26 protein-coding genes and 1 tRNA gene are annotated in these 23,424 nt (G+C 35.3%); 10 read left to right on the top strand and 17 right to left on the bottom strand.

Annotated features, from left to right (window positions below):
- Nucleotides 1–54: 54 nt before the first annotated feature.
- Nucleotides 55–1,956, bottom strand: coding sequence for a S9 family peptidase (locus BKM63_RS04385; protein WP_071635416.1), 1,902 nt, complete (start codon nt 1,954–1,956; stop codon nt 55–57).
- A gap of 269 nt (nt 1,957–2,225) precedes the next feature.
- Between BKM63_RS04385 and BKM63_RS04380 the strand changes: the two genes are divergently transcribed.
- Genes BKM63_RS04380 through BKM63_RS04370 form a run of 3 tightly spaced genes read left to right on the top strand, consistent with a single transcriptional unit; the run spans nt 2,226 to nt 5,060 of the window.
- Nucleotides 2,226–3,338, top strand: coding sequence for an NAD(P)/FAD-dependent oxidoreductase (locus BKM63_RS04380; protein WP_071635415.1), 1,113 nt, complete (start codon nt 2,226–2,228; stop codon nt 3,336–3,338).
- Nucleotides 3,338–4,114 carry a monofunctional biosynthetic peptidoglycan transglycosylase gene (mtgA, locus tag BKM63_RS04375; protein ID WP_071635414.1) on the top strand — a complete coding sequence of 259 codons (777 nt, stop codon included), beginning with the start codon at nt 3,338–3,340 and terminating at the stop codon, nt 4,112–4,114. The genes BKM63_RS04380 and mtgA overlap by 1 nt, the downstream gene beginning before the upstream one ends.
- Entirely contained in the window at nt 4,104–5,060 is a 957-nt protein-coding gene (locus BKM63_RS04370) for a lipid A deacylase LpxR family protein (RefSeq protein WP_071635413.1), read from the top strand. Before mtgA ends, BKM63_RS04370 begins: the two co-directional genes overlap by 11 nt.
- Nucleotides 5,061–5,175: 115 nt before the next feature.
- On the opposite strand, the gene BKM63_RS04365 is transcribed toward BKM63_RS04370, so the two are convergent.
- The 5 genes from BKM63_RS04365 to BKM63_RS04345 are packed head-to-tail and all read right to left on the bottom strand — an operon-like array spanning nt 5,176 to nt 8,876.
- The gene (locus BKM63_RS04365; RefSeq protein WP_071635412.1) at nt 5,176–5,745 is read right to left on the bottom strand and encodes a hypothetical protein; all 570 of its coding nucleotides are present in this window, start codon (nt 5,743–5,745) and stop codon (nt 5,176–5,178) included.
- A 55-nt stretch (nt 5,746–5,800) separates the two neighbouring features.
- On the bottom strand, nt 5,801–6,385 hold the full coding sequence (locus tag BKM63_RS04360) for an SMI1/KNR4 family protein (RefSeq protein WP_071635411.1): 585 nt from the start codon (nt 6,383–6,385) through the stop codon (nt 5,801–5,803).
- A 34-nt stretch (nt 6,386–6,419) separates the two neighbouring features.
- Nucleotides 6,420–7,448 carry an oxidoreductase gene (locus BKM63_RS04355; protein WP_071635410.1) on the bottom strand — a complete coding sequence of 343 codons (1,029 nt, stop codon included), beginning with the start codon at nt 7,446–7,448 and terminating at the stop codon, nt 6,420–6,422.
- 58 nt (nt 7,449–7,506) lie between these two features.
- A complete protein-coding gene (locus tag BKM63_RS23755) occupies nt 7,507–8,436 on the bottom strand; it encodes a hypothetical protein (protein WP_071635409.1) in 930 nt (309 codons plus the stop codon).
- A complete protein-coding gene (locus tag BKM63_RS04345) occupies nt 8,433–8,876 on the bottom strand; it encodes a hypothetical protein (RefSeq protein ID WP_071635408.1) in 444 nt (147 codons plus the stop codon). The genes BKM63_RS23755 and BKM63_RS04345 overlap by 4 nt, the downstream gene beginning before the upstream one ends.
- A 199-nt stretch (nt 8,877–9,075) precedes the next feature.
- On the opposite strand from BKM63_RS04345, the gene BKM63_RS23575 reads away from it, so the two are divergent.
- The gene (locus BKM63_RS23575; protein ID WP_165608748.1) at nt 9,076–9,252 is read left to right on the top strand and encodes a hypothetical protein; all 177 of its coding nucleotides are present in this window, start codon (nt 9,076–9,078) and stop codon (nt 9,250–9,252) included.
- 39 nt (nt 9,253–9,291) lie between these two features.
- On the opposite strand, the gene BKM63_RS04340 is transcribed toward BKM63_RS23575, so the two are convergent.
- Nucleotides 9,292–9,405, bottom strand: coding sequence for a GIY-YIG nuclease family protein (locus tag BKM63_RS04340; RefSeq protein ID WP_083572177.1), 114 nt, complete (start codon nt 9,403–9,405; stop codon nt 9,292–9,294).
- Nucleotides 9,406–9,455: 50 nt separating this feature from the next.
- Nucleotides 9,456–9,529, bottom strand: a tRNA-Ala gene (locus BKM63_RS04335).
- A gap of 188 nt (nt 9,530–9,717) precedes the next feature.
- Here BKM63_RS04335 and BKM63_RS04330 point away from each other — a divergent pair.
- From BKM63_RS04330 to BKM63_RS04320, 4 genes are all read left to right on the top strand, one after another.
- On the top strand, nt 9,718–10,482 hold the full coding sequence (locus BKM63_RS04330; RefSeq protein ID WP_071635407.1) for an enoyl-CoA hydratase/isomerase family protein: 765 nt from the start codon (nt 9,718–9,720) through the stop codon (nt 10,480–10,482).
- Between the two features lie 86 nt (nt 10,483–10,568).
- Nucleotides 10,569–10,745: a hypothetical protein gene (locus BKM63_RS23570; RefSeq protein ID WP_165608747.1), complete on the top strand. Its 177-nt coding sequence runs from the start codon at nt 10,569–10,571 to the stop codon at nt 10,743–10,745.
- Nucleotides 10,746–10,777: 32 nt separating this feature from the next.
- Nucleotides 10,778–11,230, top strand: coding sequence for a 6-pyruvoyl trahydropterin synthase family protein (locus BKM63_RS04325; RefSeq protein ID WP_071635406.1), 453 nt, complete (start codon nt 10,778–10,780; stop codon nt 11,228–11,230).
- A 98-nt stretch (nt 11,231–11,328) separates the two neighbouring features.
- Entirely contained in the window at nt 11,329–12,072 is a 744-nt protein-coding gene (locus BKM63_RS04320; protein WP_071635405.1) for a UDP-2,3-diacylglucosamine diphosphatase, read from the top strand.
- On the opposite strand, the gene BKM63_RS04315 is transcribed toward BKM63_RS04320, so the two are convergent.
- From BKM63_RS04315 to BKM63_RS04280, 8 genes are all read right to left on the bottom strand, one after another.
- Complete coding sequence (locus tag BKM63_RS04315) at nt 12,073–13,284, bottom strand: cytochrome c3 family protein (protein ID WP_071635404.1); 1,212 nt, start codon at nt 13,282–13,284, stop codon at nt 12,073–12,075.
- 83 nt (nt 13,285–13,367) lie between these two features.
- Nucleotides 13,368–13,724, bottom strand: a complete 357-nt coding sequence (locus BKM63_RS04310) for a hypothetical protein (protein ID WP_071635403.1) — start codon at nt 13,722–13,724, stop codon at nt 13,368–13,370.
- 78 nt (nt 13,725–13,802) lie between these two features.
- Nucleotides 13,803–14,717 carry an alpha/beta fold hydrolase gene (locus BKM63_RS04305; protein ID WP_071635402.1) on the bottom strand — a complete coding sequence of 305 codons (915 nt, stop codon included), beginning with the start codon at nt 14,715–14,717 and terminating at the stop codon, nt 13,803–13,805.
- Complete coding sequence (locus BKM63_RS04300) at nt 14,718–15,998, bottom strand: MFS transporter (protein ID WP_071635401.1); 1,281 nt, start codon at nt 15,996–15,998, stop codon at nt 14,718–14,720.
- Nucleotides 15,988–17,700 (bottom strand): single-stranded-DNA-specific exonuclease RecJ, encoded by a 1,713-nt coding sequence (gene recJ / locus BKM63_RS04295; RefSeq protein WP_071635400.1) that lies wholly within the window; start codon nt 17,698–17,700, stop codon nt 15,988–15,990. Before recJ ends, BKM63_RS04300 begins: the two co-directional genes overlap by 11 nt.
- A gap of 190 nt (nt 17,701–17,890) precedes the next feature.
- Complete coding sequence (locus BKM63_RS04290) at nt 17,891–18,235, bottom strand: HopJ type III effector protein (protein ID WP_071635399.1); 345 nt, start codon at nt 18,233–18,235, stop codon at nt 17,891–17,893.
- Nucleotides 18,236–18,429: 194 nt separating this feature from the next.
- Entirely contained in the window at nt 18,430–19,143 is a 714-nt protein-coding gene (rsmI, locus tag BKM63_RS04285) for a 16S rRNA (cytidine(1402)-2'-O)-methyltransferase (RefSeq protein WP_071635398.1), read from the bottom strand.
- A 112-nt stretch (nt 19,144–19,255) separates the two neighbouring features.
- Nucleotides 19,256–20,287, bottom strand: coding sequence for a hypothetical protein (locus tag BKM63_RS04280; RefSeq protein WP_071635397.1), 1,032 nt, complete (start codon nt 20,285–20,287; stop codon nt 19,256–19,258).
- Between the two features lie 235 nt (nt 20,288–20,522).
- On the opposite strand from BKM63_RS04280, the gene BKM63_RS04275 reads away from it, so the two are divergent.
- Complete coding sequence (locus tag BKM63_RS04275; RefSeq protein ID WP_071635396.1) at nt 20,523–21,113, top strand: thymidine kinase; 591 nt, start codon at nt 20,523–20,525, stop codon at nt 21,111–21,113.
- Nucleotides 21,114–21,143: 30 nt separating this feature from the next.
- Complete coding sequence (locus BKM63_RS04270; protein WP_071635395.1) at nt 21,144–21,581, top strand: hypothetical protein; 438 nt, start codon at nt 21,144–21,146, stop codon at nt 21,579–21,581.
- 266 nt (nt 21,582–21,847) lie between these two features.
- Here the strand turns inward: BKM63_RS04270 and rpoN are convergent, their stop codons facing one another.
- The gene (rpoN, locus tag BKM63_RS04265) at nt 21,848–23,308 is read right to left on the bottom strand and encodes an RNA polymerase factor sigma-54 (RefSeq protein ID WP_071635394.1); all 1,461 of its coding nucleotides are present in this window, start codon (nt 23,306–23,308) and stop codon (nt 21,848–21,850) included.
- Between the last annotated feature and the right edge of the window lie 116 nt (nt 23,309–23,424).

Below are 23,424 nucleotides of genomic sequence, written 5' to 3'. Positions count from 1 at the left end.
ATAAACGAACCGCAGATTGTGTAAATCTGCGGTTCGTTTTTGAGACTTTGAATGTTATAGCGTTTCGTTTAACCATTTAAAAAATTCTCCCTGCCAAACCTGAGCATTTTGTGGTTTTAAAACCCAGTGGTTTTCATCCGGGAAATACACAAATCTACTTTTGATTCCTCTTAATTGAGCAGCTTGGAAAGCTTCCTGACCTTGTCCAATTGGCACACGGAAATCTTTTCCGCCCTGGAAAATCAAAATTGGTCTGTTCCAGTTTTGAACTAAAGTGGCCGGGTTAAATGTAGTATACGCTTTTTGAGCCACAGCATTATCTTTTTCCCAGTAAGGCCCGCCAAAATCCCAGTTATTGAAGAAAACTTCCTCGGTAGTTCCTAACATACTAACTGTGTTGAAAACACCATCGTGAGCGATGAAAGTTTTAAAACGGTTTTTGTGAATTCCAGCTAAATAAAATACAGAGTATCCACCGTAGCTTGCACCAACGCATCCTAAACGGTTTTTGTCAACGTAGTTTTCTTTGGAAACATCATCAATTGCAGAAAGGTAATCATCCATAACTTGTCCGCCCCAGTCTTTACTAATTTGTTCGTTCCACTCAACACCATGTCCAGGCATTCCGCGGCGGTTTGGCGCCACAACAACATAACCTTTAGCGGCCATTAATGAAAAATTCCAACGGAAAGAATACGATTGTGTTAATGGACTTTGAGGTCCGCCCTGACAAAATAATAAAGTTGGATATTTTTTAGAAGCATCAAAGTTTGGAGGTAAAATTACCCAAACCAGCATTTTTTTACCGTCAGTTGTAGTAACGTAACGTTTTTCGGTTTTGCTTAATGCTAAAGATTTATAAGTATCAGTATTTACATTTGATAATTGTTTCCAGGAGTTTTTCTTTAAATTATAAGAAAAAATTTCTCCGGCATGATTCATATCTGTTCTTGTAACGATGATATCATCTCCAGAAAAACCAACTAAATCATTTACATCAAAGTCACCATTAGTTAATTGGCGAACTGTAATTGCAATTCTTGTTAATCCTGGAAAATTAACTGTAAAAAGTTGTTTTGTACCATCAACCGGAGCAACGAAAAATACATTTTTTCCGTCTTTACTCCAGATAAAATTATCTACTGTTCCGTCCCAGTTTGCAGTCAGGTTTGTTTTAATTCCTTTAAACTCAACAATAATATCGTTTTTGTCAGACTCGTAACCGTCACGTTTCATTTGCAACCATGACAAATTTCCTGTTGGAGAAAACTGCGGTGCCGTATCGTAACCTAAATTTCCTTCGGTTTTGTTTGTTGTTTTTTGAGTTTCTAAATTGTACTCATAAATATCTGTGTTTGTAGAAATTGCGTAAGCAGTTCCTGCTTTTTTCTTGCACACATAAAAAATACTTTTGCTGTCTGGCGACCAGATATAATCTTCGTCACCGCCAAAAGGTTTTTGCGGAGAATCAAAATTTTCACCTTTCAGAATGTCAATTCCTTTTGCTCCGTCTTTGTTTTCTTTATAAAAAACGTGATTAAATTTCCCTTCATTCCAGGTATCCCAATGACGATAATCTAAACCGTCATAAATTTGAGCATCAGATTTGTCTAATTTTGGGTAGAAATCTTTACCTAAAACTTTATCGATTTTCACTTCTTCATTGTACACCACATATTTCCCGTCAGGAGAAACATTTTTATCTGCCAGGATGTCTTTTGTATCTTTAATTTCAACAGCATTTCCTCCGTTTACAGGAATGGTGTAGAATTTAGAATTCGATTTGTTTTCTTCTACAGAAGGCGTCGAAACCTTAAAAACCACATTTTTTGCATCTTTAGAAATTCCAAGGGGTGTTACTCTTCCTAGTTTCCATAACAATTCCGGAGACATAACATTCTGCCCGATAGCGTTTAAACTCATCATTATTAAGGTTGTTAATAATACTTTTTTCATAATAAAAATTCTATTTTTTTGTGCGCTAAAAATACAACAATAAAATACCAATCTTTTAAATTCCAAATTTCAAATTTGTTAAAACTTAGATAAAAAATCTAATTTCACTTTTTACCTGCGTTAATACCCCTGAGCGTCCCGAGGCTTCGGGAGAAGGGTATGTCGGTTAGAGATTTCGACTACGCTCAGCCTGACAACGTTTTAAAACCTTTGGAATTTTAAAAATTGGGATTTAAATAAAAATATTATTTTTATAAAAAAGTCTGAGGATGGAATTAAGTTACTGGGAACTAAAAAATTGGTTTACAAATATTGATTACACAATTGTGGGCAGCGGAATCGTTGGCCTCCATGCGGCTTTGCGCTTACGTGAAAGATTTCCGGCGGCAAAAATATTGGTTCTTGAAAGAGGAATGTTACCACAGGGAGCCAGTACAAAAAATGCCGGTTTTGCCTGTTTTGGAAGTCTCTCTGAAATTATGGAGGATTTAAAAACACATTCAGAAGAAGAAGTTGTGAATTTAATCGAAAAGCGCTGGAAGGGATTGCAATTGCTAAGAAAAAGATTAGGAGATGAAGCAATTGATTTTAAACCTCACGGTGGTTACGAATTATTTTTGAAAGAAGATGAATTTGGATTTAATGAATGCATTTCGAAAATGTCTTTTATAAACGAAATTCTAAAACCACTTTTTAAAGCCGATGTTTTTGCCAAAGAAACAGACCGATTTGGATTTGGAAATATTCAGGATTATCTCATTTTTAATCCGTTTGAAGCCCAGATTGATACAGGATATATGATGCAGGAATTGTTGAAGCAGGCAGTTTCGGCCAATATTTTAATTTTAAATCAGCAGACGGTAACTTCTTATGCCGATGCTGGAAACCATGTTGAAGTGGTTTTGTCCAATTTTAGTTTTAAATCAGGTAAATTATTTTTTGCTACAAACGGTTTTGCGAATACTTTAACCAAAGGTGCTGTAAAGCCTGCAAGAGCGCAGGTTTTAATTACAGAACCCATTCCGGACTTAGATATAAAAGGTACTTTTCATCTGGATCGCGGTTATTATTATTTTAGAAATATCGACAACCGAATTCTTCTTGGCGGAGGAAGAAACTTGGATTTTGAAACCGAAACAACAACTGAATTTGGACAGACGAAAATTATTCAAAATAGATTGGAAGATTTACTGAAAAATGTAATTTTACCAAATCAGGATTTCCAGATCGCACACCGATGGAGCGGGATTATGGGAGTTGGAAATAGTAAAAGTCCTGTTGTTTCTCAACTGTCTGAAAACGTGTTTTGTGGAGTGCGTTTAGGCGGAATGGGAGTAGCAATTGGCAGTTTAATAGGAACCGAATTAGCAGATTTAATATAATGGCAGTTAAAAAACCAGCACCAAAAACAACCGCAAACAAACCAAAACCAAAAGCGTCACCAAAGAAATCCAGTCGTTCTTTTGGAGAAAAAGTAAAATGGTTTTTCATTAAATTGATGTTGTGGTTTTTTGGATTATCGATAGGATCAGTTATATTTTTTAAATATGTTCCCGTGCCTTTTACACCTTTAATGATTATTCGCGCTATCGAGAATAAACTAGGCGGAAAAGAAGTTTACTTTGACCACGACTGGGAACCAATAGAAAAAATCTCAATGAATTTACAAAAAGCCGTTATCGCCAGTGAAGACGGAACTTTTTTAACGCATAATGGTTTCGATTTTAAAGCGCTTCAAAAAGCATATAAAAGCAACGAACGAGGACGACGAATTCGCGGCGGAAGCACAATCTCGCAGCAAACGGCAAAAAATGTCTTTTTATGGCAGGGAAAAAGTTATTTCCGTAAAGGCCTTGAAGCTTATTTTACCGTTTTAATTGAAATTATCTGGGGCAAAGAACGTATTATGGAAGTGTACTTAAACAGTATCGAAATGGGCGATGGTGTTTACGGAGCCTATGCCGCAACAGAACATTGGTACCGACGTGATGCTTCGAGCTTAACGCCAATGCAGGCGGCGGGAATTGCGGCGATATTACCAAATCCGAGAAAATTTAAAGCTACAGGTTCATCAAGTTATATTAACAGAAGAAAAGAAAGAATTGTGCGCGAAATGCGTTACGTTGGGAAAATCAATTACAAAGGAGATGGGAAGTAAAAAAGCACTTTTTGCTTTTCTGATTTTGACAGCAACGTTAACTTTTGGACAAGGAAAAACTACCGAAATAGGTTTTATAAGCGATAATGATTTATACACATCATCAAAAAATGATATGTATTATACCAATGGTTTGGAAATTTTTTATCGGTTTTTATCTAAAAATGATAATGAGAAAATCAATAAAAAAATTACCGATTTTAGAATTGGCCAATATATCTACAATCCGAGATTTATTAACAAAGAGGCAATTCATGAAAATGATCGCCCTTTTACAGCTTATCTTTTTGCCGAAGCAGGCCGAAGCTTTTTCTATCAAAGTGAATCAGTTTTAAAAACTGATTTTCAAGTAGGTTTTATGGGGCCAAATGCTTTTGGAGAACAAACACAGGTTGGCTTTCATAAAATTATTGGATATAAAAAAGTATACGGCTGGGAAAACCAGCTTCATAATGCCTTTGCCGTACAGGCACATGTGATGTATTCGAAGAAATTATTTCCATCGAAACACAATGATTTTATCGATCTTCATTGGCAGTCTGAAGCGAATTTAGGAACTATTTTTACAGGCGTTTCAACAGGTTTTATGGCCAGAATTGGTTTTAAAAAATTATTGCCTATTTACGATTCCAATATGCATGATGCTTCGGTGAGTGCAAATGCGCAGCCAAATATCAGGGAATTTTATTTCTACGCGGCCCCAAGTGTTAATTATCAGTTTTATGATGCCACAATCGAAGGCAGTATGTTTAACGATACAAGTCCATTAACTTTCGATTTAGAACCGCTTCGTTTCAATGCCGAGGCCGGTTTGAAATACCGTCACAACAATTTCAATATTTCCTATTCTTTTCTTTACCGGGGCAGGGAATTAAACGATCCGGGAATTAATACGAATACGGGATATTTCTATGGGTCTATAAGAATGGGGTTTTTACTGCGATAGGTTTTGCTGCTAAGTCTCGAAGGCTCTTTGGAAGAAATTCTGCAAAGAATTTAAATCATAAAAAGGAACATTGGAGTAGTGCGAAGTTGGTAGACTTCGCACCATATTTCAAAGATTAATCCAAATTATCCAAATCCATTTCTTTGGCAATTTGATCCCATTTTTTGTTGAGGTAATCTTTTGTCTTTTCCACAGTCTCCGGATTTACGTCTTTTAAAGTTTGAACTTTCGGACTTAATATGGCATCTCCATCTTCAAAATTAATATAAGCATGAACAGCATCATCTCCCCAAAAGAAAGGAAAAACGATTGCCATATTTTCGACGCTTTCGCTAACGTATTTTTCCAAGCTTATAATAAAAGCAAACATAGGCAGCATTTCCGTAAAGTTTTCGCTAAAAAACATCATTCCCCAATTCCATTCTTCGGTAGTTTCATCATAATCTGAAAAAGCCATTGCTTGCGGATAATCGATCCAGCCGTCAATAACTTCCTGATTGGTGTTATCGCTATAAGTGCGCAGTAATTCTGGAGTCAGTTCCATTTTCGAATACATTTTGCGGCTGTCCCACCAATCGATCCAGTTTTTATTTAAGTCAGGTTCTTCAGGCGGACTGCTTAAAAACTTTTCCAGCTGCGGTTTCGCAATTTTTACTTTACAGAATAAAGAACTTAATTCAGACATGATGTAAGATTTTAGCTTGTTATTGGTTTGATTACAGAGATTTAGAATTCAATACTTAATCCCAACGACTTAAAGTTCCTTCGGCTCTTTTAAACAATTCGTCAAGTACATTTTTAAGAGTTCTTTTTGGAAGTCCAGATTCTAAAAATTTCAATAATTGATCTGTGGCCGCTTTAATATCATCTTGGTGGCAGTAAACGTTGGTAAAGTTTCCGTTTTGATCAAAAATAACATATTCGCTGCTTTCCTCAACATCTTCTTCTGACGTCATCCAGCCGATGCATTGGAAGGACGCATTAATTTTTGCGGTTTCTTCCTGGGTTAGCAGCTGATATTTTTGTAATTCTGGTCTGTCATTTCCCCAATAAGCAATAATCGTATCAATAATACCTGTCGAATTATGAGCAAAATCGGCTCTTTGTTCGATGTATCGGATTAGATTTTCAGCAGACGAAATACAGAAAATATCATCAGATTCTATGCCGCCGATAGTTTTATAAAAGCGGATCAATTCTTCGGGCAAAGGCAGAGAAAAATAAGAAGCTAATTGTTGTATTTCTTCATCTGAAGCAGGAGAAGATTCCTTTATTTCATCATATTCCAGTTCACATTCGGCGATGCGTGTTTTTATTTGTTCCATGTTGTTAGAATTACTATTGTTGGTCAATATTTTCTTAATGACGATTATCGCATTGCAGATAAATTTCTTCGTTTGATTTATCTATAATTGAAATTTCCGGACATCCAAATGAATGATATTCGAAACCAAAAACAACTGCAGGTTTGTCTTTAAAGAGCTTTCCTGTCCATTGGTTAATCGCATCGTCTCCTTCTTCATAATTTAAAGGAGCAGGCGAGGTGCCTTCGCTTTGGCTGTACAGTTTCTCAAGTATAATGTCTTTCGTTTTAGAATCGACAACTAAAAGACGTCTGCCATAAATTGTTTTATTGCTGTCTAAATAATCCTGTAAAAAATATTGATAGCTGTCAGTTTTAAAAGAGTAGGTATTACCAGTAGTTTTGCCTTTTAACAAAGTACGATCTTTATTTTTCATTGCTTTAGAAGGATAGTCTTTTACGGCAATTTTTTTCCAGGCAATTGGCTTTAAACGTTCTTTCGAAAATGGATTTTCTTTACCAACATATACTAGTGCATCTCTATAATATTCGCTAAATCCGTTTAAATATTTTTTACTGATTTCGAAACCAATCATGAAATCGTAATTTTGATACGGCCAATCTTCTCCGGATGAATATCCGTTTAGCATCGCGGCTGTTTTTAGGTTTTTTACGGCAAAAGAAGCCAGTTTGTTTTTAGCATAATCATAGACAAAAACAGAATCAGTTTCGGCTATATTGGTTTTCGATAAAAATCTTTTTCTGTAGTTCTTCTCAAAAGAAAAATACTCTGCATTGTATTTTCCTATTTTTTCAATATTGGGTAAAGTAAGGGTGTCTTTTTCGTCGCTTACAGGATAAATGTCAGAAAGAGAAACAAAAGCAACATCACTGCTGTCTTTTGGAGTAAGGGTAAATAAATTGATACTTTCTTTTCTCGGACCGTCTTCGACTTCTTGTAAAGTGTCGGTTTTAGTTTCTGTTTTTTCAACCAAATTGGGTTGGGCGGTTTTGGTGTTTTCTTTTTTACAAGAAAAAAGTAACAGTACAAGAAATGTAGACACGGCGTATAGTTTTATTTTCATAAATAATGGGGGATTAAATAGATTGTACAAGATATAAAATTTACAATTTGTGTTAGGATTAATCTGCTATGCGTTTGTATTTTGTTATAGCTATTGGTTTTTTTGTAGTAAGGGAATTGTCAGAGAAATTAAGTCCCTGATTGCATTTGTAAACAAGTAAATTGTTTTCTATATCTATTTCGCAGTACGGCGCGTGGTGATCGCTGTTTTCTGCAGGCAGGATTAATTTACGTTCTTTTATAAAAGCTTTATAAGCATCAATATTTTCTTTTTTATCTATGCTTCCAGTCCAGGTGTTTACTACAGCATAATCAGATCCTTGTTCGAAATAGAAAGTGAGAAAAGATTTTTCGCTTTCGTTGAACCATGTTCCGTCATATTTCTTGACCAGGTTTTTTAGATCAGGCGTTTGCGCTGCAATATCTCCTGTTTTTTTATTGAATGTAAAGGTTTTGTTAGGCCCGCCATAAAAAAGTGTGAGTGTAATGGTGCTGTCAGTTTCTTTATTAAAAAGAATATCTTTTGCAGTTCTGATTTTGATATCCGGATTTTCATCCATAAGCTGCGAATCAGTGCATTTTATAATCCTTTTTTCAATTAATCCATTCTTTTCAATTACTTCAAGCCACGGAGATGTCATCACTCCGTAACCCACAATTTGCGCCCGATATTTTTCGTTCAGGTTTTTATCTTTTATTAATCCCAATGATGTAGTTGAGAGTAGTAAAGCATAAAAAGGAATCATCATGGGAATAATACTAAATGCCAAAGTCAACAGTAAAGCTGCTAAAAGAAGCTTAGCCGTAATTTTTTTCCAGAAAACTACAATTACCACAAAACTCATAAAAAGCCAGAGCCAGAAAAGAAAAACATCGCTGTAATAACCGCGTAAGCTTATTTGTTTAAAATAATATAAGAAACCGGTTAGCACAAAGAGAAAACTGAGAATCAAATACACCCGCAAGATTATTTTTTTATTTGTACTCATAATTTTTTTGAGATAAAATTTAAAGCAAATACCACAACAATTGATAAAACGGAAATAGGAATAAATGACAATGCAAGTGTGTGAATTATTTCTTCCTTAAAAAGATAAGTGCTCCATGAAGATTCACGATCAACAAAAATGCTGTAATTCCAGAAAAACCAAACTGAAATTAGAAATATTAATTCAATTGTGATTTTTAAATATATGTTTTTTATTAAAGTAAGAAACAAAAAAATAATAGTTAGGATAAAAGTGGTAAACAAGGACAATAAATAAGCGTCATCAAAAAAACTGCTGTCTGGATTTCCACTAGAAACTCTTTCAGAAAGGCTTCCCATTGACCAATAAATTTCTGAGAAAGTAAAAGCAAAAATTAAGATCGCAATTGAGATGAGTTTTTTTAAGAATGAGAATATTTTGGTTTTTAAGACTTGATTCATTTTAAAAGGTTTGGACAGTTTTGTAAATATTCTCTTCTGAATGTTTTGTGGTACACAAAAATAAGAAACAGTTTTAAAGAGAGATCTTTCAAAAGTTATAATTATATTAAGCTAAGCTTTTAGTGCCTGAATGTAATGTTTAACCTTTTGATAATATGGGGGATAGTTTTAATCTTTACTTTTATTTAAAACTAAAACTATGGAAATTAATTGGATTGTAATAGGAGTTGTGGCTGTACTGGTTATTCTTTTGGTTGTATTGACGATCAGAAAAAATCAAAAAGAGAAAAAGAAACTGACCGATTTGCTTAATAATGATTTTAAAAAAACTGAAAAGGATGACGTGGATGTTGAGGATTCGGCGAATGAAAAATAATTGAAAAATTGAAAGACGGTTTGTAAGTTATAAGTATTTCTACAATTTACTTCTGCCATTCAAATGATCTTCAAGACGCTGCTCAATATTTTGGCAAGAACCAATATAATATTTGTTAAGGACTTTAGAATATATAATATAAGTGTAAAACATATCTTTGTATAAACAAAAATACCCAAACAGATGTTTGGGTATTTTTTTTGTGGAGAATACCGGATTCGAACCGGTCACCTCTTGCCTGCCAGGCAAGCGCTCTAGCCAAATGAGCTAATCCCCCGTATTTAAACTTTAGAATTCGAATCAAACTTGTCAGCTTCCCGATTGTAGTCGGGACGTTCTAGCCAAATGAGCTAATCCCCCAAAGTGATAGCAAATAAAGTCATTTAATTTTCAAAAAACAAATTTCAAAAGGGATCTGATAGAAATATTTTTCAAAACCGTAACTTTACAATTAAATCTATATTTATGAGCTTAGAAAATACAAAGGGGACTTTAGAAACTTCTTTTCGAAATACTATTGCAACCGTGCAGTTTGGGCATCCGGCAAGTAATTCTTTTCCACGTCAATTATTAGATCGTTTAACCGCTGAAATCAATGAATTAAGTCAAAATAAAAACGTTTCGGTAATTGTATTAAAAAGCGAAGGAGCGAAAGCTTTTTGTTCCGGGGCTTCGTTTGATGAACTTTTACAAGTTCAAAATGAAGAACAAGGAACTGAATTTTTCTCTGGTTTTGCACATTTGTTAAATGCAATGCGTAATTGCAATAAACTAATTATTGGACGCGTACAGGGAAAAGCTGTCGGTGGCGGAGTAGGAATTATTTCGGCCTGCGATTATGTTTTTGCAACCCCGGAAAGTGATATAAAATTATCTGAACTTGCAATAGGAATCGGGCCTTTTGTTATTGAACCTGCTGTTTCACGTAAAATAGGTAAAACAGCCATGACCGAAATGACATTGGCGCCTCACGAATGGAAATCAGCAGGCTGGGGTTTTCAAAAAGGACTGTATTCGGTTTTAAGCGAGGCGGTTAATCTGGATAAAGATGTTGAAAATTTTGCGCAAAAATTGAGTTCCTATAATCCGGAAGCTTTAAAAGAAATGAAAAAGATTATCTGGGAAGGAACAGAACACTGGGAATCACTTCTTTTAGAACGTGCATCCATTACGGGTAAACTGGTTTTGTCTGATTTCAGCCGAAATGCTTTACTGCAGTTTAAAAAATAAAAATAGATACTCTGTTTTTAGCAGCTTTGTCAAAGTTTTAAACTTGACAAGTTTGTATATCGCTAAATGCTTATAAATAAATTACCATGAAAATTATTTCATTATTTCAGAATGTCGATGTAGCAGAGAAAATTAAGAACGCTCCAGACAGCGGTTATCAGATTGGAGTTGTGATTGGATCTTTCATTCCGTTTATAGTTTTAATAGGAATTGCGTATTGGATGTATAACAGAGCCAAAAAAAGAGACAAAAACGGTTATTAATTTGTAAATTTGCAACCTTAAATTAAAAATCGATGAGTAATATCAGAATTACAAAACAATTTAGTTTCGAAACCGGCCATGCACTGTACGGTTACGACGGAAAATGCAAAAACGTTCACGGACATAGTTATAAATTATCGGTAACAGTTATTGGTTCGCCAATTACAGACCGATCGAATGTAAAGTTCGGAATGGTAATTGACTTTTCGGATCTAAAGAAAATTGTAAAAGAAGAGATCGTCGATCAATTTGATCATGCAACTGTTTTCAATCAGACAACACCGCATATTGAATTGGCAAATGAATTAAAAAATCGCGGTCATCATGTTATCTTGGTAGATTATCAGCCTACAAGTGAAAACATGGTTGTTGATTTTGCCGAAAGGATTGTGGCAAGACTTCCTCACGGAATTTCTCTTTTTTCGCTTAAACTTCAGGAAACAGAATCTTCGTTTGCAGAATGGTATGCAAGTGATAATTTGTAAAATGCTAATTATTTAAATTCTAAATTCCAAAACTCCTCGACTTCACTCAGAGAGACAAAAGTCTAAAATCTAAGTAGTCTAACAATCTAATAATCTACATGAAAAAAGTATATTTTGCTTCAGACCAGCATTTTGGTGCGCCGACTCCAGAATTGAGCCTGCCTCGCGAAAAGAAATTTGTTGCCTGGTTAGATGAGGTAAAAGAAGATGCCGAAGCAATTTTTCTGCTGGGAGATTTATTTGATTTTTGGTTTGAATATAAAACCGTTGTACCAAAAGGTTTCGTTCGTATTTTAGGCAAACTGGCCGAAATACGTGACAGCGGCATTCCTATTTATTTTTTTGTGGGAAATCATGATCTTTGGATGAATGATTATTTTGAAACCGAATTAGGTATTCCGGTTTATCACGATAACAAGGAATTTACTTTTAACGGAAAAACTTTTTTAATTGGTCATGGCGACGGAAAAGGTCCTGGCGATAAAGGTTATAAAAGAATGAAAAAGGTATTCACAAATCCGTTTTCAAAATGGCTTTTCCGCTGGCTTCATCCAGATGTTGGGGTAAGCCTGGCTCAATATTTATCGGTTAAAAATAAACTGATTTCCGGTGATGAAGATGTCAAATTTTTGGGAGAAGAAAACGAATGGCTGGTGTTATATGCCAAACGCAAACTGGAAACCAAACATTATAATTACTTTGTTTTTGGGCATCGTCACCTGCCTATGATTATAGAGGTTGGACAAGATGCTAAATACGTAAATCTGGGTGACTGGATTGGGTATTTTACTTATGGCGTTTTTGATGGTGAAACTTTTGAACTTAAGAAATTCGAAAAATAATTACTTTTTATCTTGCGGATAAATCCCAATTCTGTGTGTTCTTAAAATATAATTAGAAAGCTGTTTGCTATTAGATAACTGGAATTTAATTGCACCCGATAATTTTTTCGGCATGTGGCATTCTACACAATTATCTGCCATTAGTTTTTCCGGCATTATTTTTAAGGTTTTCTCATCGTGTTTTAAACCCTGATGACAGCTCATACAGATTTTAGAATAAGAAGCCATATTCTTAGAAGCATTTTCATGCGGGTTATGACATGTTATACAATCCATTTTATCGCTGTTTACAAAGCATTTACTTTGCGCCATTAAACGAAATTGGTTCCCATGCACATCAAATTGAGCGGTGTCATTTATACTTCGTGTTTCTCTGTAAAATTCAGATAAACTATTTCCCGGTTTAAAATCAAAACGGGATTTTATTTTCATTCCGTCATTTCCGGCGTGACATAAAGCGCAGGCATCTAACTTTTGTTGTCTGTTTAAAGTTTTAATGCTTGTAATGCTGTTTGCTGTTTTTACATTTGGATTTTTTAAATGAAAGTCAACATGTTTCTTTGCCGGACCGTGACAGCGTTCGCAGTCAATTCCGTAAACAATTGTTTTTTTGTCTATAATATCTTCAACGTCCATTGACATGAAGTTTTTCTCAGCTGAATTTTGATTGACGTTTCTGCTGCTTGCATTGGAAGCGTGGCAAGAATAACAATCTTTAAGCACCATTCGGTCAAAATAAGGTTTATCTGCCGGAAATCCCGGACTTGTCGCCCAATTATTGATAGAGTTGTAGTAAGAAACAGGTAGTTCGTAAGTATTGTTATCGCGCCAGTAAACAGAAGTCTGCGCATGTTTGGCGCCAAAAACAATTTCAAAACGATGTGCCTCAACTTCTTTACCATTTTTATATAAAACCTGATAAAGACTGTCATTGCGTTTTTCCATGACTAGTTTAGTGTTTTTGTCGTAGATAAAGGTGTGATTTCCTTTATCAAAATCGCCTAAAACATTTCCTGAAATTGCGGGAGCAGTAGCTTTAAAGTGAGAACTCTGCAAAGCCATATTATATTGAACCTGATGACATTGTATGCAGCTTTCGGAACCAGCGTAATCGGTACCGCGCGGATCAATATATTCGTCAGATTTGTTGCTGCAGTTCGTTAATAAAACTGATAAAACAAAAAGGGTAATAAGAATGCCTGTTTTTTTCATTGTTGTAAATATACTTTTTTTTGAATACAATCAAAATATATTTCAATAATGAAAAAATGATGTTAATTTATTTATAATAATTCTTAATTTAAGCCTACTCCGTAAACATATTCGTCAAGCTCAATTTTGAACAAAGAACCTTCAACCAAATCTTTAATCGATTTTAATTCGGTCATGGAAACGGCAAGATCTATTGAGTTACATGGGGTTTTCAATAAAAATTTATGGCAGGAATATTTCATTTCACAAGCTTCACAACAAGTATTTTCGATGATACTGTCTTCGATTAAATTGCAAAAGTGATTCAGCTCTGATACGCTGAAATAAAAGCCTGTTTCCTTAAAAACCAATTGTACTTTATCAAGAATGGTTTGGTTATTTCGTTTCCAGTAAAAGGCAATTCCAAAATTATTATGATATATCTGTTCTATTTCTCTCATCGTAAATCCTTTTATTCCAACAAATATAAATATTATTTATATTAATTCTAAATAAAAAAATCATAAAAATTTGAAAAATTATTTAACCCATCTTTTTATTTGTTTCAGAAATTCATCTTGCTGATCTACAAATAAATAATGAGAGCAATTATCCAGAAAAGCAAAGTGATTTTCGCCGGCCAGTTTTTTAATTGAAGTAATTTGTTCCGATGAAAAAATACGATCCTCTTTTCCATAAATTGCAAAAATAGGTACGCCGGCAGTTTTTATTTTCTTTAAAATTGTTCGGGTATCAATGTTATTTTGTTTTTCATTTTGATAAAAAAGCAAAGGCGCATTTTTGTTTCTGATGTTGTTTTTGTAAAATTCACCGGCTTCGTAATCGGCATATAGTTTTTTGGATGCTGTAGTTGGGTTTGGCATTTTAAAATAATTTTCATCACTTGCCAGATCAAAACAACGTTTTCTATATTCTGCAGAATTTTTATCCAATTTCTCTACATAAGCTATTTTATTTAGTGTTTTAGAATCACCGTTATGTATTTTCTTTATCGAATTTAAGATATGGTCGTAAGTTTCCTGTTGGGCAAACAAAGCACCCGCTAAAACCAATGCGTTTACCTTCTGTGGATATTTATTGGTATAAAGTGTCGCAACCAAACCTCCAAAACTATGACCAAGTAAAATAGCTTTCTTTAAATCATATTTTTTGTAAATAGAATTTAAATCCTGAAAAGCTTCTTCATAAGTAAACTTTGCATCAGGATCTGCTGATCTTCCTTCTCCTCTTCGGTCATAAGCAATAACATAAAAACCCTGGGCGGCCAGATTTTGAGCTGTTGTTCCTTCAAACAAAGTTGCGTTGCCGCTTGGACCTCCGTGAATAAAAATTAAAGGTTTGTTTTTTTCGTTTCCGTAGGTTTTAATGTAGAGATTTTGCCCTTTCGCTAAAAATGGAAATACAAGAATCAGAGAAAGAATAAGGGACTTCATTTACTCCAATTTTTGATGATCTTCCATATCTCTATGTAAATCTAGATTTCTAAATGTCGGCGATTTTAAAGCAGTAACAACAACAGTCAAAAGTGTAACGCTTCCTCCAAAAACAACTGATGTCACAGCTCCCATTAATTTAGCAGTTGCGCCGCTTTCAAACGCTCCCAATTCATTAGAAGATCCAACAAAAATAGAATTTACAGCACCAACACGCCCGCGCATATGATCAGGAGTTTTAAGCTGTAAAATAGTCTGGCGGATTACTACCGAAATTCCATCGGCAAGTCCGCTTAAAAATAAAGCAAAAACAGAAAGCCAGAAATAAGTAGAAAGTCCAAATAAAATGATAGATAATCCAAAAACAAATATGGCGATTAAAAGCTTCTTACCTGCATTTTTATATAATGGTACATAAGCTGAAACAATCATCGTGATAAAAGCGCCCACAGCAGGAGCAGCCCTTAAAATTCCGAAGCCTTCAGAACCTACTTTCAAGATGTCTTGAGCAAAAACAGGCAATAAAGCAACAGCTCCTCCAAAAAGTACCGCAATCATATCAAGTGATAATGCGCCCAAAACGATTTTATTTTTAAATACAAAAGTCAAACCTTCTGTAAGACTGTCTTTTATTGATTCTCCAATTTTAGGATTTATGATTGGTTTTGTACTAATTTGGGATAAGGCAATTAAGGAAAGAATCGAGAATCCGAAGACGAGACACATCGACCAGTGAACGCCAATCCAGTTGATAGAAAATCCTGCAAGCGCCGGTCCCATAACCGCTCCAATCTGCCAAACCGAACTGCTCCAGGTTGCCGCATTAGGGTATGCTTTTTTAGGAATTATTAAGGATAGAAGCGAGAAGATAGTTGGTCCCATAAAAGCACGAACCAATCCGCCAAAAAATACTAAAGCGTAAATCGAATACAGAATTACATTTGAAGACCAGCCGCCAACAACTTTTGGCCAAGTCAATAAAAATAATCCGAAACTGATTATCGAGAATCCTAAAATACATTTTACCAATAATCCTTTCTTTTCTCTTTGGTCTACAATATGCCCGGCAAATAAAGCCATTCCAACAGCAGGAATTACTTCCATTAAACCTATAATCCCCAGCGAAAGAGGATTTTTTGTTAAACTGTAAACTTCCCATTCGATTACAATAAACTGCATCGACCAGGCAAAAACCATAGCAAAACGCAATATTAAAAAAACGTTGAATTCTCTGTAACGCAGTGCCTGATACGGATCTGGTTTGTTTGATTTAGTTGTCATTTGTTCTAATGTCTTTCAGCATAAGCTGTGTTGAAACAGTTCCGTTCCATTCGTTTTCGGCAATTGAATAAGCGAGTTGAAACAGATTTTGATTTTGTGCTATGTGGAGTTTTTTTCCGAGTCCAAAGCCAATTGCGGCAATTCCATCGGTCCCGATGCTTCGGGAGATTTGTTTTACAAAAAGTCTTAAATGTTCTTCTTCGGCTCCCAGAGTTTTAGCGTAACCCGTATCTTTTATATCCGAAGTCATAAAAACCGGAGTCATATTCTGCGGGCCAAACGGTTCAAATTGTTTTAAAATCCGGATGAGTTTTGGTGTAATGTCTGAGAAATTTATTTCGGCGTCGATTTCAATTTCTGGAGTTCGCATTTCCGGTAAAATAGTAGCTGAAACCTGCTTTTCGAAAGCTTCTTTAAAAGTCTGATAGTTTTCGGCTTTTAAGGTCATTCCGGCGGCGTACATATGCCCTCCAAATTGCTCTAAATGTTCTGCACACGCATCTAATGCGTTGTAAACATCAAATCCTTTTACAGATCGGGCAGAAGCTGCGTATTTGTCACCGCTTTTTGTAAAAACCAGCGTTGGTCGATAATAGGTTTCAATTAATCTTGAAGCCACAATACCGATAACGCCTTTATGCCAGTCTTCCTGAAAAACAACGGTAGAAAAACGCTCTTGTTCCTGATTTTCCAGAATCTGCTGAAAGGCTTCTTTGGTAATTTTTTTGTCTAAATCTTTTCGGTCAGCATTGTATTGTTCAATTTCTGAAGCGAATTGCTGTGCTTGTTCAAAGTCGAATTCAGTCAGTAATTCAACCGCATGATTTCCGTGCTTGATTCTTCCTGCCGCATTAATTCGGGGAGAAATAATAAAAACAACGTCAGTTATATCGAGAACTTTCTTTTTTACCTGATGTACCAAAGCTTTAATTCCGGGTCTTGGATCGCTATTAATTACTTGCAGTCCAAAATAAGCCAGAACCCGATTTTCTCCCGTGATCGGGACAATATCAGCTGCAATTGCCGTAGCTACTAAATCGAGATACGGAACCAAATCGTGGATGGTTTCATTTCGGTTTTGACCCAATGCCTGAATCAATTTAAAACCAATACCGCAGCCACATAATTCGTCATAAGGATAGGAGCAGTCTTCTCGTTTTGGATCTAAAATCGCAACTGCATCCGGAAGAAATTCTCCGGGACGGTGGTGATCGCAGATGATAAAGTCGATGTTTTTTGCTTTTGCGTAAGCGATATGGTCGATTGATTTAATGCCGCAATCCAGTGCGATAATTAATGAAAACCCATTGTCATCGGCAAAGTCAATTCCTTTAAAAGAAATTCCGTAACCTTCGTCATAACGATCCGGAATATAAGTGGCAATATTTGGGTAATGCGATTTTAAATAAGCCGAAACCAATGAAACGGCTGTTGTTCCGTCGACATCATAATCTCCAAAAACTAAGATATTTTCGTGATTTTCAATTGCCTGTTCTATTCGGGTAACGGCTTTGTCCATATCTTTCATCAAATATGGATCGTGAAGATGTTCTAAAGACGGACGAAAGAAATTCTTCGCATCTTCGAAAGTTTCAATGCCGCGCTGAATTAAAAGTGTGGCTACAAAATCTTCTACATTTAAGGCTTGCGCCAAATGTTTGACTTTTTCTTCAGAAGGTTTTGGTTTTAAGGTCCAACGCATTGTTGATTTTAGATTTTAGATTATTGATTTTAGATTGTAGATTTCTAAAATCGTTTAATCTGATTGTAATTTTTTTTTGCCACAGATTATATGATTTAAAAGTATTTTTTAATCTGTGTTAATCTGTGAAATCTGTGGCAAAAATATTTTGTATGTAATAGGGCTTCGACTTCGCTCAGCCTGACAACTGTTATTTCACTTCTAAAGCATTTCCTTCAAACTTAATTCCGTCCCAGCCTAAGTTGATGAAATTTCTAATATTCTGATGATTGGTTCCGTTTGGATCTCCTAAAACTTCTTCAAAATAGAAAGCTCCAAAACACGCCAAAGTTTCATCTTTGCTTAAGTTTTGCAGTTTTGCGAAAGAAAATAATTTACAAGAACCTGAATTTTCTCCGGCAGCATTATGTTGGGTTCCGTTTTGGAATGCTGTTGGGGTAAAATTGTAGTTTTCCTCGATTACGGCAATAGTTTCAGGAAATGTGATTTGTGTTGGAGTTTGTTTTACTTTTTCTAAAAAGGCTTGTATGCTCATGTTGTTATGTATTGTTTTTTTCGCCACAGATTAAAAGATTAAAAGGATTTTTTTGCCACGAATTTACTTCGTCTGTTCGCTATCGCTCGAATCACGAATCAGCACGAATTTAATTAGTGGAAATTAGTGTAATGAGTGGCAACCTTATGTTAATCTGTGTTAATCCTTTTAATCTGTGGCATAAATAATTATTATTATTCGTCCTTCGAAAATTTACTTTTCTTAGCTTCTTTTGTTATTGTTTTTCCGGCAACAACCACTACGATTTCGCCGCGCGGTGCTGTTTTTTCAAAATGCGCCAGAACTTCCTTAGCGGTTCCGCGTACATTTTCTTCGTGCAATTTTGATAATTCTCTTGAAACGCAAACTTGTCTGTCTTCTCCGAAATACTGAATAAATTCGGCTAAAGTCTTAACAAGTTTATGCGGAGAAACGTACAAAATCATCGTTCTGGTTTCTTCGGCTAAAGCCAAAAATCGAGTCTGACGTCCTTTTTTATCAGGCAGAAAACCTTCGAAAACAAATTTATCATTTGGTAATCCGCTGTTTACAAGTGCCGGAACAAAAGCCGTTGCACCAGGCAAACATTCTACTTCAATTTTATTTTCGACACAAGCGCGAGTCAATAAAAAGCCGGGATCTGAAATTGCCGGAGTTCCTGCGTCTGAAATCAAAGCGATGGTTTCGCCGGCTTTCAAACGGGCAATTAAATTCTCGGTTGTTTTGTGCTCGTTGTGCATGTGATGGCTGTGCATGTGCGTGCCAATTTCAAAATGCTTCAGGAGTTTACCGCTTGTTCTAGTGTCTTCAGCCAAAATTAAATCGACTTCTTTTAAAACCCGAATGGCTCTAAAAGTCATGTCTTCAAGATTGCCAATTGGCGTTGGAACGATATATAATTTTGACATATTTTTTGATATTATAACACGAATTTTACGAATTGACGCAGATTACAAGTTCTTTTAAAAATTTCACAAAGAAAAAATTCGTGTTAATTCGTGAAATCTGTGTTTTATTTTTTTAGGCGAATTTCTTCTCAATAATTCCAAGAAAACGTTCTGCATAATCGTCTTTTCCTTCCCAATTATTATAATCCGGTTTTACCATGTTTTCAATGAAATCCTTTGCTTCTGCATAAGAATCAAAAGTTAATAACTGATTTAAGACGCGGCTGTAATCTTCGGTGCTGTTTCCGAAAAGGTTTTTAGTAAAAGCAATTCGGTCGTTTAAATCAATATGAAAACCTTTTGCCAATTTCTCGTTTAAAGAAACTGATTTAGGTTCTTTTGAAGTTTCTAAAACGGCTGTTTCAATCACTTTTTGCTCTTTTAAATCAGGAGTTGAAGCGGGAGGAACGGCTTCAAAACTGTCTACTTTTACAAATTGGGCATCGGCATAATTTATTCCGAAATCTTCAAATGCAATAGGAATTGGTCCTGGCTTCGGTGCTGCTGCTTTAGGCTCTTCTTTAATTTCTTCGGTAACTTCGTTTTTTACTTCTTCCAGATCTAATTCGAAAGCAGGTTTAAAATCCGGAATTGGTTTTAACTCATTTACAGTTGTAAACGAAAATTCTTCCGTATTATTTTTTGGTTCAGCTGTCTTTTCAGTTTCCTCAATCGCTTCAACTTCGGGTTCTGTAATTGGTTCTTCGACCGTTTCTTCAACAGGTTCAGGAGTTTCTTCCGGAGTTTCTTCCGGGATAATTGCTTCAGCAACGATTTCTTCCGGAATTTCTGCCTTTACTTCTTCAATAATTACTGGTTCAGGAGTTTCTTCAGCTTTAATTTCTTCAACTGGAACTGGAGTTTCAATTTTGGTTTCGGCCTTAGTTTCTTCTTTTTCAAAGATCGTTTCGATTTTAGAACTTATTTCGCTGTGGCTGATAGTTGGTTTTACTTCGTCGAAATTTTCATCAACAAATTTTAAAATCGCTAGTTTCTCATATAATTTCTGTGTTTCAAGATATAATTGATTGATATCGGATTTATTTTTAAGCTTTAAAATTCGATGTGCAATGCTGATTAAATCGGCTTCCAATTTTTTTTTCATAACTGTTGAAATTATAGTGAATAAGGTATTTTAGTGTATTTGATGTCTGAATGTCTTTATTCTTAAGGAAATCTAATAGATATTTTTTTATTTCTGTTAATAAGCGTCAGCCAATCTCCGATTTGATAAAAATTTTCTACTTTTGAAAAAATGTAAAACAGCACATTTTTACGTCGATTTATTACCAGTACAAAGTAATAAAAACTATTCATTTTTAAAGGCAGAAAAATACAAAATGTTTCTCGAAAATACAGTAAATCACAAAGAACAATTTGGTTGGATTGAAGTTATTTGTGGATCAATGTTTTCGGGTAAAACCGAGGAATTAATCCGCAGATTAAAACGCGCTCAATTTGCCAAACAAAGAGTCGAAATTTTTAAACCTTCTATAGATACCCGTTATCATGACGAAATGGTGGTGTCGCATGATGCCAATGAGATTCGTTCAACGCCGGTCCCTGCAGCAGCTAATATTGCTATTTTGGCACAAGGCTGCGATGTTATTGGGATCGATGAAGCTCAGTTTTTTGATGATGAAATTGTTACTGTTTGTAATGATCTTGCTAATCAGGGAATTCGTGTGGTAGTGGCAGGGCTTGATATGGATTTTAAAGGAAACCCTTTTGGACCCATGCCGGCACTAATGGCAACGGCAGAATATGTTACCAAAGTACACGCTGTCTGCAACAGAACCGGAAATCTGGCAAATTACAGTTTTAGAAAAACAGACAATGATAAATTGGTGATGCTTGGTGAAACCGAAGAATACGAGCCGCTTAGCCGTGCAGCGTACTTTAAAGCAATGAAGAAAAACCAGGAAAAATAGATTGTAAATTACATTTAAGTTTTAAAAGCAATGACAGAAAAACAAAGTAAAAAAAGACAGAATATTTTATTATTAGTTATAATTGTAATTGCCATAGGACTGGCTGTTTTCTTTCAGTTTTTTCTTTCTGAAAAAGCAGATGAAGTAAATACTGAAATCACAGAATTAGTCGAAAAATACAATAAAAGCTGTCCTGTTCCTATTCAGGAAGGTATTCGTTTAGACAGTGTTACTTTACCAGAGGAGAGACTGGTTCAATATAATTTAACATTAAGTAATGTAGTGAAAGAAACTGCGGAGGTTGATGTAATTAAGGAGGAAATTCATAAAAGCCTTTTAAGTACTGCGAAAGGAAACCCCGGGCTTCGTGTTTTTAGAGATAATGATTATACATTAGTTTACAGTTACAGCGACAAAAAGAAAGTATTTTTGTTTCAAGTAAAAATATTACCGGATCAGTATAAATAATTCTGTTGGTAAACCCGACAGGCTTCAAAAGCCTGTCGGGTTTGTTTTTATATGCATATATTAAACTGGACTGAAGTCCAGCTCTACAATATGATTAGTTCTTTCGGAACTACAAAAGAAGCTTCGGCTCGAGCTATATTGTGGGGGATTTAATCCGATTTGATGTGCAATGATTATGTGGGAAAAACAAAGCCCAATAGATTTAAAATCTATTGGGCTTTGATATTTTTAGATGAACTTATATTTCTTATATGGTTAAAGAAATTTTAAATCTTTTTTCTCATTCTTGCAACCGGAATATCTAATTGTTCGCGGTATTTTGCAATTGTTCTTCTTGCAATTGGATACCCTTTTTCTTTTAAGATTTCTGCCAATTGATCGTCCGGAAGCGGTTTCTTTTTATCTTCTTCCTCAATTGTGTTTTGAAGAATCTTTTTAATTTCTAAAGTCGAAACATCTTCTCCCTGATCATTTTTCATTGCCTCAGAGAAAAATTCTTTAATCAGTTTTGTTCCGTATGGTGTTTCAACATATTTGCTGTTGGCAACACGCGAAATAGTCGAAATATCCAAGCCAACCATATCTGCAATGTCTTTTAAGATCATTGGTTTTAGTTTGGTTTCGTCGCCGTCTAGGAAATATTCTTCCTGATAATGCATAATGGCATTCATAGTAACAAAAAGCGTTTCCTGGCGTTGTCTGATCGCGTCAATAAACCATTTAGCCGAATCCAGTTTTTGTTTAATAAACTGAACTGCATCTTTCTGTGCAGCCGATTTATCGCGTGAATCTTTATACGTCTGCATCATTTCCTGATAATCTTTAGAAACGTGCAGGGAAGGAGCATTTCGGCCGTTTAAGGTCAATTCCAGTTCGCCGTCGACAATTCTTATGGCGAAATCCGGAACGACATTTTCGGTGACTTTATTATTTCCTGTGAATGAACCGCCCGGTTTTGGGTTTAACCTTTCGATTTCGTGAATGGCTTTTTTAAGCTGTTCGTTCGAAACGCTGTATTTCTGTAATAGTTTGTCGTAATGTTTCTTTGTGAAAGCATCAAACTGGTTTTCGATAATATCAATCGCCAAATCAACGTATTCTGTTGGGGTTTTATGCTTTAACTGCAATAATAAACATTCCTGTAAATCACGCGCTCCAACTCCCGAAGGTTCTAATTCGTGAATCACGGTCATCATTTTTTCGACCATTGCTTCGTCAGTATAAATTCCCTGAGTAAAAGCCATATCGTCTACAATATCCGGAACACTTCTTCGGATGTAACCCATATCATCAATACTTCCCACAAGGAATTCAGCGATTTCGCGTTCTTCATCATTCAAAATAAAAGTATTCAGCTGATTGATCAAATCCTGATGAAAACTTATCGGCGAAGCAAAAGGCGTTTCGCGTTCTTCGTCTTCGCTGTAATTGTTAACCTGAGTTTTGTAATCTGGGGTATCATCGTCGCTCAGATATTCGTCTATATTAATATCGTCTGCTTCGATTCTGTCCGATTCTGCATCATCATAATCGTCGTAGTCTTCATTTGCAAATTCATCTGCTTCGTATTCATCTTCTTTTCCAGCTTCAAGAGCCGGATTTTCGTTCATTTCTTCTAATAAACGTTGCTCAAAAGCTTGCGTAGGCAATTGAATTAACTTCATCAGCTGAATTTGCTGCGGAGATAATTTTTGGGATAATTTTAAATTTAAAAATTGCTTTAGCATTTGTTTTTGTTAAAAGTTTCAAGTTTCAAGTTTCAGGTTTTCCAACTGAACGGATAAACCTAAAACCTGAAACTTGAAAACAAATTTTATAATTTTAGTTCAAGTTCCAATAACTT

The organism is Flavobacterium johnsoniae (assembly GCF_001879205.1).
Lineage (GTDB): Bacteria > Bacteroidota > Bacteroidia > Flavobacteriales > Flavobacteriaceae > Flavobacterium > Flavobacterium johnsoniae_A.
This window is presented reverse-complemented; position numbering and strand designations above follow the sequence as displayed.

Bases quoted from the DNA above. Each gene is read 5' to 3' on its own strand.
- BKM63_RS04355 (WP_071635410.1), bottom strand. From the start codon at position 7,448: ATGAAAATAAAACTATACGCCGTGTCTACATTTCTTGTACTGTTACTT.
- BKM63_RS04275 (WP_071635396.1), top strand. From the start codon at position 20,523: ATGTTTCTCGAAAATACAGTAAATCACAAAGAACAATTTGGTTGGATT.
- BKM63_RS04360 (WP_071635411.1), bottom strand. From the start codon at position 6,385: ATGGAACAAATAAAAACACGCATCGCCGAATGTGAACTGGAATATGAT.
- BKM63_RS04345 (WP_071635408.1), bottom strand. From the start codon at position 8,876: ATGAATCAAGTCTTAAAAACCAAAATATTCTCATTCTTAAAAAAACTC.
- BKM63_RS23755 (WP_071635409.1), bottom strand. From the start codon at position 8,436: ATGAGTACAAATAAAAAAATAATCTTGCGGGTGTATTTGATTCTCAGT.
- BKM63_RS04340 (WP_083572177.1), bottom strand. From the start codon at position 9,405: ATGTTTTACACTTATATTATATATTCTAAAGTCCTTAACAAATATTAT.
- BKM63_RS04380 (WP_071635415.1), top strand. From the start codon at position 2,226: ATGGAATTAAGTTACTGGGAACTAAAAAATTGGTTTACAAATATTGAT.
- BKM63_RS04300 (WP_071635401.1), bottom strand. From the start codon at position 15,998: ATGACAACTAAATCAAACAAACCAGATCCGTATCAGGCACTGCGTTAC.
- BKM63_RS04310 (WP_071635403.1), bottom strand. From the start codon at position 13,724: ATGAGAGAAATAGAACAGATATATCATAATAATTTTGGAATTGCCTTT.
- BKM63_RS04280 (WP_071635397.1), bottom strand. From the start codon at position 20,287: ATGAAAAAAAAATTGGAAGCCGATTTAATCAGCATTGCACATCGAATT.
- BKM63_RS04315 (WP_071635404.1), bottom strand. From the start codon at position 13,284: ATGAAAAAAACAGGCATTCTTATTACCCTTTTTGTTTTATCAGTTTTA.
- rpoN (WP_071635394.1), bottom strand. From the start codon at position 23,308: ATGCTAAAGCAATTTTTAAATTTAAAATTATCCCAAAAATTATCTCCG.
- BKM63_RS04370 (WP_071635413.1), top strand. From the start codon at position 4,104: ATGGGAAGTAAAAAAGCACTTTTTGCTTTTCTGATTTTGACAGCAACG.
- BKM63_RS23570 (WP_165608747.1), top strand. From the start codon at position 10,569: ATGAAAATTATTTCATTATTTCAGAATGTCGATGTAGCAGAGAAAATT.
- mtgA (WP_071635414.1), top strand. From the start codon at position 3,338: ATGGCAGTTAAAAAACCAGCACCAAAAACAACCGCAAACAAACCAAAA.
- BKM63_RS04330 (WP_071635407.1), top strand. From the start codon at position 9,718: ATGAGCTTAGAAAATACAAAGGGGACTTTAGAAACTTCTTTTCGAAAT.
- BKM63_RS04320 (WP_071635405.1), top strand. From the start codon at position 11,329: ATGAAAAAAGTATATTTTGCTTCAGACCAGCATTTTGGTGCGCCGACT.
- BKM63_RS23575 (WP_165608748.1), top strand. From the start codon at position 9,076: ATGGAAATTAATTGGATTGTAATAGGAGTTGTGGCTGTACTGGTTATT.
- BKM63_RS04305 (WP_071635402.1), bottom strand. From the start codon at position 14,717: ATGAAGTCCCTTATTCTTTCTCTGATTCTTGTATTTCCATTTTTAGCG.
- BKM63_RS04290 (WP_071635399.1), bottom strand. From the start codon at position 18,235: ATGAGCATACAAGCCTTTTTAGAAAAAGTAAAACAAACTCCAACACAA.
- BKM63_RS04270 (WP_071635395.1), top strand. From the start codon at position 21,144: ATGACAGAAAAACAAAGTAAAAAAAGACAGAATATTTTATTATTAGTT.
- recJ (WP_071635400.1), bottom strand. From the start codon at position 17,700: ATGCGTTGGACCTTAAAACCAAAACCTTCTGAAGAAAAAGTCAAACAT.
- BKM63_RS04325 (WP_071635406.1), top strand. From the start codon at position 10,778: ATGAGTAATATCAGAATTACAAAACAATTTAGTTTCGAAACCGGCCAT.
- BKM63_RS04365 (WP_071635412.1), bottom strand. From the start codon at position 5,745: ATGTCTGAATTAAGTTCTTTATTCTGTAAAGTAAAAATTGCGAAACCG.
- rsmI (WP_071635398.1), bottom strand. From the start codon at position 19,143: ATGTCAAAATTATATATCGTTCCAACGCCAATTGGCAATCTTGAAGAC.
- BKM63_RS04385 (WP_071635416.1), bottom strand. From the start codon at position 1,956: ATGAAAAAAGTATTATTAACAACCTTAATAATGATGAGTTTAAACGCT.